At 57.0% G+C, this 16,170-nt stretch carries 17 protein-coding genes; 11 read left to right on the forward strand and 6 right to left on the reverse strand.

Features of this window, described 5'->3' with window-relative positions; all coding sequences use genetic code 11:
* The first annotated feature begins 76 nt into the window (after window positions 1-76).
* Window positions 77-637, forward strand: coding sequence for a hypothetical protein (locus tag ACTG2U_RS00435; RefSeq protein WP_335812725.1), 561 nt, complete (start codon window positions 77-79; stop codon window positions 635-637).
* Window positions 638-693: 56 nt separating this feature from the next.
* Window positions 694-1,410 carry an SIMPL domain-containing protein gene (locus ACTG2U_RS00440; protein ID WP_005337338.1) on the forward strand — a complete coding sequence of 239 codons (717 nt, stop codon included), beginning with the start codon at window positions 694-696 and terminating at the stop codon, window positions 1,408-1,410.
* Window positions 1,411-1,545: 135 nt separating this feature from the next.
* Here the strand turns inward: ACTG2U_RS00440 and ahpF are convergent, their stop codons facing one another.
* From ahpF to ACTG2U_RS00455, 3 genes are all read right to left on the reverse strand, one after another.
* Entirely contained in the window at window positions 1,546-3,126 is a 1,581-nt protein-coding gene (ahpF, locus tag ACTG2U_RS00445; protein ID WP_429066828.1) for an alkyl hydroperoxide reductase subunit F, read from the reverse strand.
* A gap of 124 nt (window positions 3,127-3,250) precedes the next feature.
* On the reverse strand, window positions 3,251-3,817 hold the full coding sequence (ahpC, locus tag ACTG2U_RS00450; RefSeq protein WP_005337335.1) for an alkyl hydroperoxide reductase subunit C: 567 nt from the start codon (window positions 3,815-3,817) through the stop codon (window positions 3,251-3,253).
* Between the two features lie 688 nt (window positions 3,818-4,505).
* On the reverse strand, window positions 4,506-4,952 hold the full coding sequence (locus ACTG2U_RS00455; protein ID WP_041235032.1) for a CBS domain-containing protein: 447 nt from the start codon (window positions 4,950-4,952) through the stop codon (window positions 4,506-4,508).
* Between the two features lie 212 nt (window positions 4,953-5,164).
* Here ACTG2U_RS00455 and queA point away from each other — a divergent pair, with 212 nt between their 5' ends.
* The 7 genes from queA to nlpI all read left to right on the forward strand — a co-directional run bounded on the left by queA (window position 5,165) and on the right by nlpI (window position 12,134).
* The gene (gene queA, locus ACTG2U_RS00460) at window positions 5,165-6,217 is read left to right on the forward strand and encodes a tRNA preQ1(34) S-adenosylmethionine ribosyltransferase-isomerase QueA (protein WP_005344678.1); all 1,053 of its coding nucleotides are present in this window, start codon (window positions 5,165-5,167) and stop codon (window positions 6,215-6,217) included.
* Window positions 6,218-6,291: 74 nt separating this feature from the next.
* Window positions 6,292-7,428, forward strand: a complete 1,137-nt coding sequence (gene tgt, locus ACTG2U_RS00465) for a tRNA guanosine(34) transglycosylase Tgt (protein WP_005337329.1) — start codon at window positions 6,292-6,294, stop codon at window positions 7,426-7,428.
* A 52-nt stretch (window positions 7,429-7,480) separates the two neighbouring features.
* On the forward strand, window positions 7,481-7,816 hold the full coding sequence (yajC, locus tag ACTG2U_RS00470) for a preprotein translocase subunit YajC (protein ID WP_005337327.1): 336 nt from the start codon (window positions 7,481-7,483) through the stop codon (window positions 7,814-7,816).
* A gap of 18 nt (window positions 7,817-7,834) precedes the next feature.
* A complete protein-coding gene (gene secD, locus ACTG2U_RS00475) occupies window positions 7,835-9,688 on the forward strand; it encodes a protein translocase subunit SecD (RefSeq protein ID WP_005337324.1) in 1,854 nt (617 codons plus the stop codon).
* Between the two features lie 10 nt (window positions 9,689-9,698).
* Complete coding sequence (gene secF, locus ACTG2U_RS00480) at window positions 9,699-10,646, forward strand: protein translocase subunit SecF (protein WP_005337322.1); 948 nt, start codon at window positions 9,699-9,701, stop codon at window positions 10,644-10,646.
* Window positions 10,647-10,730: 84 nt separating this feature from the next.
* Window positions 10,731-11,099: a rhodanese-like domain-containing protein gene (locus tag ACTG2U_RS00485; protein ID WP_005351016.1), complete on the forward strand. Its 369-nt coding sequence runs from the start codon at window positions 10,731-10,733 to the stop codon at window positions 11,097-11,099.
* 90 nt (window positions 11,100-11,189) lie between these two features.
* The gene (gene nlpI, locus ACTG2U_RS00490; protein WP_005351017.1) at window positions 11,190-12,134 is read left to right on the forward strand and encodes a lipoprotein NlpI; all 945 of its coding nucleotides are present in this window, start codon (window positions 11,190-11,192) and stop codon (window positions 12,132-12,134) included.
* Between the two features lie 65 nt (window positions 12,135-12,199).
* Here the strand turns inward: nlpI and ACTG2U_RS00495 are convergent, their stop codons facing one another.
* Window positions 12,200-13,072: a U32 family peptidase gene (locus tag ACTG2U_RS00495; protein WP_429066830.1), complete on the reverse strand. Its 873-nt coding sequence runs from the start codon at window positions 13,070-13,072 to the stop codon at window positions 12,200-12,202.
* A gap of 11 nt (window positions 13,073-13,083) precedes the next feature.
* On the reverse strand, window positions 13,084-14,079 hold the full coding sequence (gene ubiU / locus ACTG2U_RS00500) for a ubiquinone anaerobic biosynthesis protein UbiU (RefSeq protein ID WP_005344835.1): 996 nt from the start codon (window positions 14,077-14,079) through the stop codon (window positions 13,084-13,086).
* 189 nt (window positions 14,080-14,268) lie between these two features.
* Here ubiU and ubiT point away from each other — a divergent pair, with 189 nt between their 5' ends.
* Window positions 14,269-14,802: a ubiquinone anaerobic biosynthesis accessory factor UbiT gene (gene ubiT, locus ACTG2U_RS00505; RefSeq protein WP_005344837.1), complete on the forward strand. Its 534-nt coding sequence runs from the start codon at window positions 14,269-14,271 to the stop codon at window positions 14,800-14,802.
* Here the strand turns inward: ubiT and ACTG2U_RS00510 are convergent.
* Window positions 14,755-15,171, reverse strand: a complete 417-nt coding sequence (locus ACTG2U_RS00510; RefSeq protein WP_005351023.1) for a hypothetical protein — start codon at window positions 15,169-15,171, stop codon at window positions 14,755-14,757. The two genes, ubiT and ACTG2U_RS00510, sit on opposite strands and share 48 nt — an antisense overlap.
* A gap of 187 nt (window positions 15,172-15,358) precedes the next feature.
* Between ACTG2U_RS00510 and trmJ the strand changes: the two genes are divergently transcribed.
* Window positions 15,359-16,081 (forward strand): tRNA (cytosine(32)/uridine(32)-2'-O)-methyltransferase TrmJ, encoded by a 723-nt coding sequence (gene trmJ, locus ACTG2U_RS00515; RefSeq protein WP_047434362.1) that lies wholly within the window; start codon window positions 15,359-15,361, stop codon window positions 16,079-16,081.
* Window positions 16,082-16,170: the final 89 nt, after the last annotated feature.

The following is a 16,170-nucleotide window of genomic DNA, read 5'->3' on the forward strand; positions in this document are numbered from 1 at the left end:
GGGCCGGGCTTGCCTGGCCCCTGTTTTTTCCTCAAGGGGATGGATAAGATAGCGGCAGTAGAGGAGAGGGGTAATCATGCAGTCATTCAACTGGGTCGACATTGATGGCATCCGTTATAGCTGGGATGGGCAGGGGAACATTACCTGCGCAGGCCAGTTTGGCTATCAGGCTTCGATCGCGGGGGATCGGCTGGATGGGATGGAGATTGAGAATGAGGCCGGTGATGTAGCGGGCTCGCTCTATGTTGACTTCGCTACGGCCTCTATCACTTATGTGCCGGTCATGGATACCGAGTCTGCCCATAACATGATTTTGGTTGGCCATCATCAGGGGCAGCAGGAGTATCCGCTGGCCAGTTTTCACTCTCCGTTGTTGCAAGATTTGCTAGGACCATCTGATACCATCCCTTGGTCTGCGATGGAGGAGGATAGTGGTGGCACCAATATCGGACAGGCGGTGCAAGGACACGTTCTGTCGTGGGACTCGTTCCATTTCGATGATGAGGTGTTGGTCTGTGGCGCGGCTCCTGCGCTGGATATGGCAAACCAGAACCAGGATCCCGGCAGCATGGTCACCATTAGTCTCGATCTGACCAATCAGATACTGGATCAGCTCCCCCCCTTGCACGATATATGAATCCTGTAGCTGCACGGGCATAATGGCCTCAATCTTTCCGATTGAGGTTTTTTTCTATGTGGCGTCCCCTTCTTACTCTTTCCGCTCTGGTTGTCAGTGCTCCGCTGCTGGCGATTGAAGTGCCGCAAGCGCCCCATCTGGTGGTGAGCGGTTATGCCGAGCAGAAGACCGAACCCGATATGCTCACCCTCAATGTGGCGGTGAGTGCACTGGATAAGCAGGGCCTCAAGGCCAAGCAGCAGGTCGATACCAAGGTCGCAGCCTTTTTCAGCCAACTGGAAGGGTTGGGGATCAAGCGCAGCGATGTTGAGGCTGGCAACCTGATGGTCTCTCCGGAATATCAGTATGGCGAGAACAAGAAGCCGGTATTGCTGGGATACCGTGCCCAGCGGCAATTGGCGGTCAAACTCTATCAACTGGATAAATTGAGCCCCCTGATGGATACCGCACTCAAAGCCGGGCTGGAGTCCGTATCCCAGATTGAGTACGGGTTGAAATCGCCGCAGGTCATCAAGGAGCAGGCCCGTCTGAATGCCGTTGAGGATGCCAAAACCAAGGCTGAATCTCTGGCCAAGGCGTTCGGGATGAAGCTTGGCAAGGTCTACAGTGTGGAGTACCGCAATGCTTCGCCCATTACCGCCTACAGCCGCAACCTGAAGGTGGTGCAGGCCATGGCGATGGCTGCTCCTGCGGCGGATATGGCGGACAACAGTTATCAACAACAGCAGATCACGGTAAGCGATAATATCGAGGCTGTTTTCTTGCTGGAGTGATGCCCGTCGTTGAAGTCCAGTCATGAACAACCCCGCTATTTGCTGCGGGGTTTTTATTGCGCATCGATGCAGATATAAAAAAGCCGACGCTCGTGTTTACTTAATCGAGCGTCGGCTTTTTGTTGGCGGGGCTTATCAGGCGGTCAAAGCATCAGCCTGGGTCGCTTCAGGAGCCGGGTTGCGGATGAGGTAATCAAACGCACCCAGTGCGGCGGTGGCGCCAGCACCCATGGAGATGATGATCTGCTTGAACGGTACCGTGGTGGCATCCCCTGCGGCGTAGACGCCGGGCAGGGAGGTCGCCCCTTTGGTATCGATCTCGATCTCGCCAAAGCGGGTCAGGGCAATCTCGCTCCCTTTCAGGAACTCGGTGTTCGGTACCAGGCCGATCTGGACGAAGATACCCGCCACCGCCAGGTGTTTGATCTCACCGGTGGTGCGATCTTCGTAGTCCATACCGACCACCTTGCTGCCATCACCGATCACTTCGGTGGTGCGAGCGCTCATGATGATGTCGATATTGCCCATGGAGCGAGCCTTCTTCTGCAGCACTTCATCGGCACGCAGGGTATCGGCAAATTCCACTACGGTGACGTGTTCGACGATGCCAGCCAAGTCGATCGCTGCCTCGATGCCGGAGTTACCGCCACCGATTACCGCCACTCGCTTGCCCTTGAAGAAGGGGCCATCGCAGTGCGGGCAGTAGGCCACGCCCTTGGTGCGGTACTCGATCTCACCCGGCACGTTCAGGTCACGCCAGCGCGCACCGGTAGCCAGGATCACGGCGCGGCTCTTCAAGGTGGCGCCAGAGGCGAGATTCACGTTCACATATCCATCTTTGCTGATGGCGGCGGCGCGCTGTTCGGTTATCACTTCCACGCCGTACTCTTTGACGTGCTGCTCCAGGCTGGCGGCCAGCTTGGGGCCTTCGGTATAGGGCACGGAGATAAAGTTCTCGATGCCGACGGTGTCCATCACCTGACCACCAAAGCGCTCGGCAACGATGGCGGTGCGAATGCCTTTACGAGCGGCATAGATGGCCGCTGCGGCGCCCGCCGGGCCACCGCCCACGACCAGTACGTCGTAGGGAGCTTTCTCATTCAGCTCGGCAGCCTTGCGCTCGGCAGCACCTGTGTCGAGTTTGGCGACGATCTCTTCCAGCGAGATACGGCCCTGGCTGAACGGTTGGCCGTTCAGGTAGACATTCGGTACCGCCATGATTTGACGCTCGGCAACCTCTTCCTGGAACAGGGCGCCGTCGATCATGGTGTGGGTGATGCCGGGGTTCAGGGTCGCCATCAGGTTGAGGGCCTGTACTACGTCCGGGCAGTTGTGGCAGGAGAGGGAGATATAGGTCTCGAAGTGGAACTCACCTTTGAGATTGCGGATCTGCTCCTGCACGGCCGCATCGGCCTTGGAGGGGTGGCCGCCGCTTTGCAGCAGGGCGAGCACCAGAGAGGTAAATTCATGACCCATGGGGATGCCGGCAAAGTGAACGCGCGGGGCTTGGCCCTGCGGCGCGACACTCATGGAAGGCTTGCGAGCGGCAGTGCCAGAGGTCTGGGTGATCTTGGGGGACATCTCGGCGATCTCGCTGGCCAGTGCCAGCAGCTCTGCAGATTTGTCGCTGTCGTTGCCGGACACGCTGATCTCGATGGGATTGACGATGTACTGCAGATAGGTGTTCAGCTGTTGTTTGAGGTTGGTATCCAACATCTTCGAATTCCTTCTTGTGATTGCGGGTCGGCGTGAGATGTAAGCCGGAAAGCAGACCGGCGCCTTTGCTTGGGGCCGGAAACAAAACCGGCCCTTATACGGGCCGGTCTTGGAAGCGGGAGGCTTAGATCTTGCCTACCAGGTCCAGGGACGGGGCCAGAGTGGCTTCGCCTTCTTTCCATTTAGCCGGGCACACTTCACCCGGGTGGGAAGCAACATACTGGGCCGCTTTGACTTTGCGCAGCAGTTCCAGTGCGTCACGGCCGATGCCGCCAGCATTGATCTCGACGATCTGGATGATGCCCTGCGGGTCAATTACGAAGGTACCGCGGTCAGCCAGACCAGCTTCTTCGATCATCACGCCGAAGTTGCGGGTGATGGTACCAGTCGGGTCACCAATCATCGGGTACTGGATCTTCTGAATGGTGTCAGAAGTGTCGTGCCATGCTTTGTGAGTGAAGTGGGTATCGGTAGAGACAGAGTAGATCTCGACGCCCAGCTTCTGGAATTCAGCGTAGTTGTCAGCCAGGTCGCCCAGCTCGGTCGGGCAAACGAAGGTGAAGTCAGCCGGGTAGAAGAAGACCACGGACCACTTGCCTTTCAGGTCAGCGTCAGACACCTGAACGAATTTGCCATTGTGGTAGGCGGTAGCATTGAACGGCTTGATTTCAGTGTTGATGTAGGTAGACATGTAATTGCTCCTTGGTGATGTACATATGCCGGTCTGGTGTTGAAGAGTCTTGCCAGACGAGGCGCTTAACTTTCGATGGATTCATCATAGGGGCTTCCGTTAATCGATAAAAGCCGCAATTTTGAATCGCTTAAATCTACTTATTAGATAGCTCACTATGGCTGTACCTAACATGAATATCTCTGACCTACTGAGATAACTCCTTGTCGTGGTTCAATGTCTGTGCGCTACATCGCCTTTTCAAGGCATAAGAAGGGGTGTGCAGAGCCACGATGACGCGATGAGATAAACGGTGGTGCAAACAGGTGGCGAGGAGGTTGAGGCCGTTGGTCGCAGCGATGGGGATGTGCTGGCAAGGGGAGGCCGAAAGGCGCAGATAAAAAAATCCCGGCGCTATCGCAACGACAGGGCCGGGTCATCAAACAAGGAATGGCTATATAAACAAATGCTTTACAGCAAAGACTAACTACGGGGTGTGCAAACTTGCAGACATATGAGAGGAAGATAATGGGTGCACAATCCCTCGTCTCCCCCTCGGCAACTATTGCATGAGAGGATGATAGTGTGACGCAGATCACAAGGCAAGCATTTGGTGTAATTTTTCAATCAAAATGAAAGTGTTTCATCGTTTCAGCTTATTTTGACGACTGAAAACGCTTTTATTGTAATTTAATTACAGGTGGTTCTGTCAAAAGTCGATAGGTGGTTCCTGCTCTTCCATCAATTCCAGCAGGTTGATGGCCACGGCAATAAAGTCCGACTCGGTGACAATGCCGATTAGCTTGCGTCCTTTGAGTACCGGCAGGCAGCCATATCTGTGCCGCTGCAGGTAAAGTGCCGCCTCCTTGATGCCGGCGTGAGGATCTACGCTCGCCACTTGCCGTGTCATGATCTCGTCGAGTTGCACGCTGTCGGTAAATTCGGCTTCCCGCTCCGGGCTGATGAGCAGCAGCTTGGATTCCCGGGTGGCCAGGATATCGGTGAGGGTTACCAACCCCAGCAGGTGGTGCTGCTCGTCGACGATGGGAATGTGGCGGATCCGCTCCTGCTGCATCAGGTCCATCGCCTGTTTGACACTGTTTGACGGACCCAGAGTGAAGGGGTGTTCGGTCATGATTTCGGATAGGGTCATCATGGTGGGCCTCCTTGTGTATCTGCTTTCACCCTAGCCCAGCGCCCATTGGCAAAACATGATCAGGGTCAATACAGAACATTAAAGAATCATTAACCGGAGGTGTGTCTCAATATTGCTCGCTACCCCTTGTCTCTCTTGGGTTTTTGGTCTTTTGGGTTGCCTTGGAAGATGGGGATAACTAGACTAGCCGCCGATTCCCCCCGAGGTGAAAGATGCAAGTATCCGATTTTCATTTTGATCTGCCAGACGAGCTGATTGCCCGCTATCCGATGGCAGAGCGTACTGCCAGCCGCCTGTTGCAGCTCGATGGTCAAACTGGCGCCCTGCGCCACGGTCAATTTGTGGATGTGCTGGATCAGCTCAATCCGGGTGACCTGCTGGTATTCAATAACACCCGTGTCATTCCGGCGCGCATGTTTGGCCAGAAGGCCAGCGGCGGCAAGCTGGAGGTACTGGTCGAGCGCATTCTGGACGAGCACAGCGTGCTGGCCCATGTCCGTGCCTCCAAGGCGCCTAAGCCCGGCACCCGGATGATCATGGATGGTGGCGTTGAAGCCGAGATGCGCGCCCGCCACGACGCTCTGTTCGAGATCCACTTCCTCGACCCGCGTCCGGTGCTGGAAATTTTGGAGGCCATCGGCCACATGCCGCTGCCCCCCTATATCGACCGTCCCGACGAGGATGCCGACAAGGAGCGCTACCAGACCGTTTACAATCAAAAGCCGGGCGCCGTCGCCGCGCCGACCGCCGGCCTGCACTTTGATGAGCCGCTGCTTGAGAAAATTCGGGCCAAAGGGGTTGAAACGGCCTTCGTCACCCTGCATGTAGGGGCGGGGACCTTCCAGCCGGTGCGGGTTGAGAAGATTGAAGATCACCACATGCACTCCGAGTATGCGGAAGTGCCGCAAGAGGTGGTAGATGCCATCGCGGCCACCCGTGCCCGTGGTGGTCGGGTGATTGCCGTTGGCACCACCTCGGTCCGTTCGCTGGAGAGCGCGGCCAAGGTCACCCTGGCGCAGGGCAAACCGCTGGCGCCCTTCTTTAGTGACACCGATATCTTCATCTTCCCTGGCTATCAGTTCCAGATTGTCGATGCCATGGTCACCAACTTCCATCTGCCGGAGTCGACCCTGATCATGCTGGTCAGCGCCTTTGCCGGTTATGACAACGTGATGGCGGCCTATCAGGCAGCCGTGGCCGGGCAGTACCGTTTCTTCAGCTACGGGGACGCCATGTTCGTCACCCGTCGCCAGGTTGAAGCATAAGCTTCAGCTTATTTACCGGGCCGTGAGCGGCCCTCCTATTGTCAGACTGTTTATCTGACGCAGCCGAGGTAGCAATGAAATTTGAACTGAAAACCACCGACGGCCGTGCCCGTCGCGGTCAACTGGTCTTCGAACGTGGTGTGGTACAAACGCCGGCCTTTATGCCGGTCGGGACTTACGGCACCGTCAAGGGGATGACCCCGGAAGAAGTGCGTGAAACCGGCGCTCAGATCCTGCTGGGTAACACCTTCCACCTCTGGTTGCGTCCGGGTCAGGAAGTGATGCGTGCCCACGGCGATCTGCATGACTTCATGAACTGGCAGGGCCCGATCCTGACCGACTCCGGTGGTTTCCAGGTGTTCAGCCTGGGCCATATTCGCAAGATCACCGAAGCGGGCGTCCACTTCCGTCACCCCATCAATGGCGAGAAGATCTTCCTCGACCCCGAGAAGTCCATGGAGATCCAGTACGATCTGGGCTCCGACATCGTGATGATCTTCGACGAGTGCACCCCGTACCCGGCCACTTATGAAGAAGCGCGCAAGTCCATGGAGATGTCCCTGCGCTGGGGCAAGCGCTCCCGCGACAAGTTTGATGCGCTGGGCAACAAGAACGCCCTGTTCGGCATCATTCAGGGCTCGGTCTACGAAGATCTGCGGGATGTCTCCCTCAAGGGGCTGCTGGAGATCGGTTTCGACGGTTATGCAGTCGGTGGTCTGGCCGTGGGCGAACCGAAAGAGGACATGCACCGAATCCTCGAGCACGTCTGCCCGAAAATTCCGGCTGACAAGCCACGCTACCTGATGGGGGTCGGCAAGCCGGAAGACTTGGTGGAAGGGGTGCGCCGTGGTATCGACATGTTCGACTGCGTCATGCCGACTCGCAACGCCCGCAACGGCCACCTGTTCACCACCGATGGCGTAGTGAAGATCCGCAATGCCCAGCACCGCAACGACACCAGCACCCTGGATGCCGAATGCGATTGCTACACCTGCAAGAACTACAGCCGCAGCTACCTGCACCATCTGGACAAGTGCAACGAGATCCTCGGTGCCCGTCTGAATACGATTCATAACCTGCGTTACTACCAGCGTGTGATGCAGGGTTTGCGGGACGCGATCGAGCAGGGTAAATTAGACGACTTTGTAACAGAGTTTTACCGTCGGCAAGGGAAGCCTGTGCCTCCGTTAGCTGAAAATGACGTTAAATAACAACAACATATAATTTTGTTTTTTTAAATCTACATCAATAAGAGGTTGTTAAATGAGCATTATCTCCAAGGCGTATGCAGAAGGCGCAGCACCGGGTGCACAGGGTGGTGGTATGGAAATGATCATCATGCTGGCCGTATTCGGCCTGATCTTCTACTTCATGATCTATCGTCCCCAGGCCAAGCGTGCCAAGGATCACCGCAATCTGATGAGCTCCTTGTCCAAGGGTGATGAAGTGCTCACTTCCGGTGGCCTGGTTGGCAAAATTGCCAAAGTGGCTGCAGACAGCGATTACCTGGTGATCGCCCTGAACGACCAGACTCAAGTCACCATCAAAAAGGACTTCGTCTCTGCCGTTCTGCCCAAGGGTTCTATCCAGTCCCTTTAATCTCCCAAGGAGCACAGCGTGTTGAATCGCTATCCGCTGTGGAAATACCTGATGGTGATCCTGGTGATCGCCATCGGTTTTCTATATGCAGCCCCCAATCTTTACGGCGAAGATCCGGCTTTGCAGGTTTCTGCCAGCCGTGGTGCCGAAGTCAAGCTAGATACTCTTGATCTGGTGAAAGAGACCCTTGAAGCGGCCAAGATCCCGGTCAAACATGCTGCATTCGAGCACGGTTTTATCCTGATCCGTTTCAAGAACACCGAAGACCAGCTGAAGGCGCGCGATATCGTTGCCAACAAGCTGGGCGACAACTTCATTACCGCACTCAACCTGGCACCTTCCACTCCCGCCTGGCTCGAAGCCATCGGTGCGGCGCCTCTGAAGCTGGGTCTTGATCTGCGCGGTGGTGTGCACTTCCTGATGGAAGTGGACATGGCCGAAGCACTGACCAAGCAGCAAGAGCAGATGGTGCAGGATTTCCGCTCTGAGCTGCGCACCCAGAAGATCCGTTACTCCGGCGTGCGCCGGGTCGGTGATCAGGTGCAGGTGATCTTCCGTGACGAAGCCGATCAGGAACGCGCCGTTTCTCATCTGCGTCGTCAGAACCCTGATTTGACTTTCACTACCGAGCAGAAAGGGGATGAGTTCATCCTGCTGGCGGGTCTGAGCGAAGCCAAGATCAAGGAAGTGAAGAAGTACGCCCTCGAGCAGAACATCACCATCATCCGTAACCGGGTCAACGAACTGGGCGTGGCCGAGCCGCTGGTACAACAGCAAGGCGCCGAGCGCATTGTCGTTGAACTGCCCGGTATTCAGGATACCGCCCGCGCCAAGGAGATCCTGGGTGCAACCGCGACCCTGGAATTCCACATGGTCGATGAGACTGCCGACATCCAGGCTGCGGCCGATGGCCGTGTCCCGCCCAGCTCCAAGGTCTACAACGATCGCAATGGTCGTCCCGTGGTGCTGCAAAAGCGGGTGATCCTGACCGGTGACCACATCGTGGGTGCCCAGTCCGGTTTCGACGAGTACAGCCGTCCCCAGGTCAACATCAAGCTGGATGGCCAGGGTGGCAACAAGATGGCCAACTTTACCAAGGATAACGTCGGTAAAGGGATGGCGACCGTCTTCATCGAGTACAAGCCGGTCGGTCAACCGGGTCCGGATGGCAAGCGCAAGTTCCGCAAGCAGGAGGAGGTGATCAACGTCGCCACCATCCAGTCGCGTCTTGGCAGCCAGTTCCGTATCACAGGTATCGACAACGCCAACGAAGCCCACAACCTGGCGCTGCTGCTGCGTGCCGGTGCCCTGATCGCCCCGATCCAGATCGTGGAAGAGCGCACCATTGGCCCGAGCCTGGGTCAACAGAACATCGACAGCGGTATGGAAGCCATCGGCTGGGCCATGCTGGTGATCGTGCTGTTCATGGGGATCTACTACCGCGCGTTCGGCTGGGTTGCCAACCTGGCGCTCTGTATGAACCTGGTGTTGATTGTCGGCATCATGTCGATGATTCCGGGGGCCACCATGACATTGCCGGGTATCGCCGGTATCGTCTTGACGCTGGGTATGGCGGTGGATGCCAACGTGCTGATCTACGAGCGTATTCGTGAAGAGATCCGCAACGGTCGGGGTGTTCAGCAAGCCATCCATCTGGGCTTTGATCGAGCATTCTCCACCATCGCCGACTCCAACGTGACCTCGCTGATCACCTGTGTGATCCTGTTCGGAATCGGTACTGGCGCCATCAAGGGCTTTGCCCTGACGCTGGGCATTGGTCTGACCGCCTCCATGTTTACTGCCATCACAGTTTCCCGTGCCATTATCAACCTGGCTTGGGGTGGACGGCGTATCGACAAGCTGCCCATCTGAGGATAGAGAGATGTTTCAGATTCTACATTTTGAAAAACCGATCCCGTTTATGCGCTATGCCAAGCCGGGTGTGGTTTTCTCTTCCGTGCTGATGGTGGTAGCCCTGTTCTTCCTGTTTGATCGGGGTCTGAACTGGGGTCTGGACTTTACCGGTGGTACCACCATCGAGGTGGGGTTCCAGCAGTCGGTGAGCCTGGACAAGATCCACGACGCTCTGGAAGAGCAGAAGATTGAAGGGGCAACCCTGCAACACTTTGGCTCCAGCCGTGACGTGCTGTTCCGCCTGACCCCGAAAGAGGGGGTCAAGGTAGAACAACAGGGTAACGAAGTGCTGGCGGCGGCCAAGCAGCTCGACGAGGGCGCAGTGCTCAAACGCGTCGAGTTCGTCGGCCCTTCCGTGGGTGATGAACTGGCGACAGACGGTGCGCTGGCCATGCTGGCCTCCATCCTCTGTATCTTGGCCTACGTGGCAGTGCGTTTCGAATGGCGTCTGGCGCTGGGGGGCATTCTCTCCCTGGTGCACGACGTGGTGATCACGCTGGGTGTCTTTGCCTACTTCCAGTACGAGTTCGACCTGACTGTACTGGCGGCACTGATGACCCTGGTGGGTTACTCCCTGAACGATACTATCGTGGTGTTCGACCGCTTGCGGGAGAACTTCCGCAAGGTGCGTAAAGGGGATACCGAGTACATTCTGGATCTCTCCATGACCGAGACCCTGAGTCGTACCATCATCACCTCCGGCCTTACCTTTATCGTGGTGCTGGCGCTGCTGCTCAAGGGTGGTGCGCTGATCCACGGTTTTGCCGTGGCCATGGTGATCGGTGTGGCGTTCGGTACCTACTCTTCCATCTATGTGGCGAGTGCGTTTGCCATGTTCCTCGGCGTCAAGCGCGAGCACATGCTGCCCACCCAGGTAGAGAAAGAGGGTGCGGACCAACAGGAAATCCTGCCGTAACAGTGAAGAGCGCCTCATGGCGCTCTTTTCTTATCTCTGCGTGTCGTTTGCTGACGCACATGATTTAAACAACAGGAGTTTGTCATGCATCACAATCCCCGTTTTTTGGCGCTGGTTGACGGGATCCGCTCCCGCATCACCGAAACCGATGTTCACCAGATCAAGCGCTGGCAGGACGAAGGGCGCACGTTTCACCTGATTGACGTGCGGGAAGAGAGCGAGTGGGCCAGGGGCCATCTGCCCGGTGCCCGATATCTGGGTCGTGGCGTGATTGAGCGGGATATCGAGACCCAGTTCCCGGATCTCGAGACCGAGCTCTACCTCTATTGTGGTGGTGGTTTTCGCTCCATTCTGGCTGCGGACAACCTGCAACAGATGGGTTATCGCAAGGTGATCAGCGTCGACGGCGGCTTTCGCGGTTGGTGCGATGCCGGATACCCTGTCGAATCCTGATTTATTTGAGGTAGAGGGGCACAGCTACATGACAAAGCGGCAGTTGACCTTTACCATATGCGGGGTCAAGCGTAAGCGTCGGAGTGTTCATTGAACGTCAGGAAAGGGATTGGATACCTCCTCGGTATCCTGTTGTTGCTTCCCATGTGGGGTTGCAGCAGTAGCAGTCAGGTTAACACCCCCAAGGTTCCCAAGCCGCAGCCTGCTTCACTGGTGTTGGCGACCCCCCTGCAGGTCTCCTACCAGAGTGAGCTGGCGCTCGCCCGACTCGGGCAGATGCTCAGTGAAATGGAACTGACCACCGAGCAACGGGCAGAGTTGTTCTATGAGCGTGCCGTGGTGTTTGATCGGGTTGGTCTGCGTTCCCTCGCGCGGCTCGATTTCAACCGTGCCCTGCGGGAGAAACCGGATTTCGCCGAAGCCTACAACTTCATCGGCGTCTATCTGGTACAGCAGCAGAATTACGACGAAGCCTATGATGCCTTCGATTCTGCCCTCGAGCTGGCGCCGGATTATGACTATGCCTATCTGAACCGTGGCATCGCCCTCTATTACGGTAACCGTCCCGAACTGGCCGCGGCCGATATGAAGCGTTTCTACGAGGCGCAGCCGGAAGACCCCTATCGGGTGATCTGGCTCTATCTGGCCGAGCAGAAACTCGACCCGTCGGCCGCAATGAGCCGGATGCGCGAGCGTCTCAACAAGTACGATGACGATGCCTGGAACTGGGATCTGGTTCGCCTCTATACCGGCGAGATCAACGCTTCCCAGCTGATGGGCAACGTGGTGAAAGGGGTGAAGGATAACCGGGAGCTTGCCGAGCGCCTGTGTGAAACCTACTTCTATCTGGGCAAGTTCGAGCTGGGCAAAGGCAACCGCAAGGAGGCCATCAGTTACTTCAAGCTGGCCTTATCTAACAACGTCTATGATTTCATCGAGCACCGCTATGCGCTGCTGGAGCTGGAGTTGATGGCGCGCAAGCCCTTGCCGCCAGGTGCCCAGAGCGCTCGTAACAAGGGTGATCAGCCCTCCTGATCTACTGCCAGATAGTGGTAAAAAAGGCCTCGCGATGAGGCCTTTTTGTTGGGCGAATGGCGGGTTTACTCCACCAGGCTCATGCCGGGGATCTGGCGCCAGTAGCCGTTACAGTCGCTTCCTTGCTGCAAGGGGAGGGGAGCCTGGCCCTGCCGGTTGGCTTTGAAGCGGGCCACCATCTCCAGCGTCTCCATCCCTTGCGGTGAAAGTCTGACCACATCCACCAGACCTTCCATACCAGCCAGCTCGTTACCCAAGTTGTAGCAGTAACCGGACTGGGTCTGGATCCCGTTGAGATTGAACACCCGCTGCCCCTCGCGGCTGTTGGCCAGTCGTCCGGTGGGGTAGTTGATGCAGGCGAGCTCGCAGTTGTCCTTGGGCTTGTCGAGGGATCGGGCGGTGAAGCAGCGCGCCGAATAGGCGAGCGGCAGATGGCCGTAGGCAAACACCTCCACCTCAAATTGGTCGCGCAGGGGGCCCAGATCCTGATTGAGCTGGATCAGCCAGTCACGGGAGAGCTCCACCGGCATGACCCAGCGTTTCATCCCCTGTTTGAGCAACATGCGCAGCACATCGGCGTTATAGGCGTTGATGGCGGGGCCACAGACGAAGGGGATCCCTGCCTCCCAGGCGAGTTGCACCGTACCGAGATCGTTGGCTTCGACCATCAGATCGCCATTGTCGACCAGCCGCTTCACCTCCTTGAGCTCGGAGGGGGCGGAGATAAGGGCGAGGGTTGAGAGCACCACCTGCTTGCCGGAGCTGGCGACCTGACGGGCCAGCGCAATCCAGTCATCGACTTTGAGTTCGCGTCGCTTGCTGCAGACGGTCTCTCCCAGATAGATGATGTCGGCCTGACTGTCGGCCGCAGCATGGTAAAAGGCTTCGGTATCGGCTTTGGGCCAGTAGAAGAGCAGAGGCCCGAGAGAAAATTGCATGGGTGGACTCCTTATTGCCACTGACGATGGTAGGCGCCGAGGGTAGTCTGGCTACCTTCTGAGACGCGGGCGAGCTGGGCATCCCACTCAGCTTTGACCTGATAGGCCTCGGGATTGGCCTGATAGGCATCGATGGCCGCACGCCATACCCGGGTCACTTGCTCCACATAGGCGGGGCTGCGCTGGCGCCCTTCAATCTTGACCGACTGGATCCCGGTCTTGAACAGCTCGGGCAACAGACCGAGGGTATTGAGACTGGTGGGCTCTTCCAGCGCGTGGTAGGTCTGGCCATCCACGTCGAAACGCCCCTTGCACAGGGTCGGATAGCCGGCATTTTCGCCCGGGCCGTAGCGGTCGATCAGCACTTCGTTGAGCCGCGACTCGAGACCATTAGGGGTCTCTTCCCAACGGACGAACTTGGCCGGTGAGCAGGCGCCGACGGTGTTGGGACTCTCGCCAGTCATGTAGGAGGAGAGATAGCAGCGCCCCTCGGCCATGATGCAGAGGCTGCCAAAGGCGAATACCTCGAGGCCGACATCGGTCTCGCGGGCCAACTGCTTGACCTGATGCATGGAGAGCACCCGGGGCAGCACCACCCGTGTGACATTGAATTGCTGCTGATAGAAGCGAATGGCGGCGGCATTGGTGGCGCTGGCCTGCACCGAGACATGGAGTTCCATCTCTGGGTAGTGGCGGCTGGCATATTCCAGCACGGCGAGATCGGCGATGATTAACGCATCGGCGCCGAGGGCTACCCCGCGATCAACCGCCTGTTTCCATCGCGCATCGGCCCCGGGATGGGCAAAGGTATTGATGGCAATATGCAGCTTGCGACCATGTTGATGCACATAATCCACCGCCTTCTCCAGTTTGCTGTCGGTAAAGTTGAGACCGGCAAAGTGGCGGGCATTGGTGTCATCCTTGAAACCGATATAAACGGCATCGGCCCCGTTATCCACGGCGGTTTTCAGTGCCGGCAAACTGCCTGCCGGACAGAGTAATTCCATTGGTACGCTCCGAGAGTGCATATGAAGGGCAAACGAGCCCTGATTGTATGCAGCCATGCACTCCCGCTTTTTGACCTGAGGCAGCTTTGTGTGGCTTTACCCTTCTTGAGGTAACCCTGCACAAGTTTGATTTCCAACAGGATCTTGCCACTCTCCCTGTGTTTGAATGCGCAAAAAAGGGAGTCTATCGTGTTTCAACAACTGCAACGCCGCCTGGTCGAACAGGCTCCGCGCTTCTTGCGCCATCCCCTCAAGCTGGTTCCGTTCAATCTGCAAAAGCAGCTGATGGAGAGTTTGCTGGCCCGGGTTTTCAAAGAGGCTATCGAAGATGGCGATTTCGAGTTTCTGGCAGACAAGTGGCTGAAAGTCGAAGTCTCTGATCTGGAGCTGTGCTGGTTTATCAGTGAGCAGAATGGCCAGCTGGTGGTGGCTCGCGAGTGTGACAAGGCCGATGTCTGCTTCAGCGGTACCGCCAACGACCTGATCCTGATTGCCGGTCGCAAAGAGGATCCGGATTCGCTCTTTTTCCAGCGCAAGCTGAAGATAGAAGGGGATACCGAACTGGGTCTTGAGGTGAAAAACCTGATGGACAGTCTGGATCTCGATGGTTTGCCAAGCCTGATGAAGTATCCCCTGATGGATCTGGCGACGTTTATCGAACGCGCCCGCACCGAGTCAGCGCAGGCTCCGGTGCAGACGGCGCCGGGCGGGATCCCGTCTTAAGTGGACAATCACCCCATGGGCATGGCGACGATAATGGTGCCGTGCCCAGAGGCAACGACAGGCCCACAGACAGGGCACCAAGGCGATGAGTGCCGCAGGGGCGGGCAGCTGTGACATGGCCAGCCCCGCAGCCAGCCAGATAAAGGGTTGCGCTTCATACAGCCACTCCGGCTGTAGCCAGCGTTTGCTCGGAAAGATAATCAGATCGGTACGTCGGTAGCTGGAGCGCATCATCCAGGTCACCGCTCCGGCGATAAACAGCAAGGCGCCTGCAAACCAGAGCAGGGGCTGTTCACTCAACGTAATAATGGCAATGGCTGCCAGCAGGTAGAGGCTGGGCAATCTCTCATAGATAAAGGGAGGAAGCATGGCGCGGTGTCTCCTGTGCCGTTTATCGGATATCCATCAAGTTTAGTCCCCCCCTCTCACTTCCCTCATGCTGGTTTGTTATACAAACGGGTAGTTTTGTTCTGAAATGGCTCGGCTTTTACGGTGCCAACATTGTGTTCTCTTATGTTACAATTGCGCGCCATTTTTGACTGAAGATTGACTGGGCATGTTGGATCAGATTCGTATCGTTTTGGTAAACACCTCTCATACCGGCAACATGGGGTCTGCGGCTCGCGCCATGAAGACCATGGGGTTGACCCAGCTGGTATTGGTTGATCCGCAAGCCTTGCCGGATGACAATGCCTTCGCCCTGGCGGCTGGTGCCAGCGATGTGCTTGCCAATGCCCGTATCGTCCCGACACTGGACGACGCGATCGCCGATTGTGGTCTGGTGATTGGCACCAGCGCTCGTTCTCGAACCCTTAGCTGGCCCATGCTCGATCCCCGTGAGGCCGGCGAAAAGTCGGTGGTTGAGGGGATGCAGCACCCGGTCGCGCTGGTGTTTGGCCGTGAACGCACCGGTCTCACCAACGACGAATTGCAAAAGTGCCACTACCACGTGGCCATTCCGGCCAATCCTGATTACAGCTCCCTCAATCTGGCCATGGCGGTGCAGACTCTCTGCTACGAAGTGCGGATGCGCTGGCTGCAGGGGCAGGCCGCCGAGCCTGAAGATGAGATGGTCTATCCGAGTGCCGCCCAGCTGGAAGGGTTTTATCAGCACCTGGAACAAACCCTGATGAAGACCGGTTTTATTGCTGATGACCATCCGGGTCATGTGATGAGCAAGCTGCGTCGCCTGTTCAATCGGGCTCGGCCGGAAGCAGCTGAGCTCAACATTCTGCGCGGTATTCTGACCTCGGTGCAGAAAGCGCGCGTACCGGATTAATCCGACTGATTTACTCAACCATATACTTGACTGATTTGGTCGGGTATGTGACCATGTGCCCCATTAAATTGCTTCGCAAGACGGTAAGG

The organism is Aeromonas sp. 95A (genome assembly GCF_051919235.1).
GTDB classification, from domain to species: Bacteria; Pseudomonadota; Gammaproteobacteria; order Enterobacterales; family Aeromonadaceae; genus Aeromonas; species Aeromonas veronii.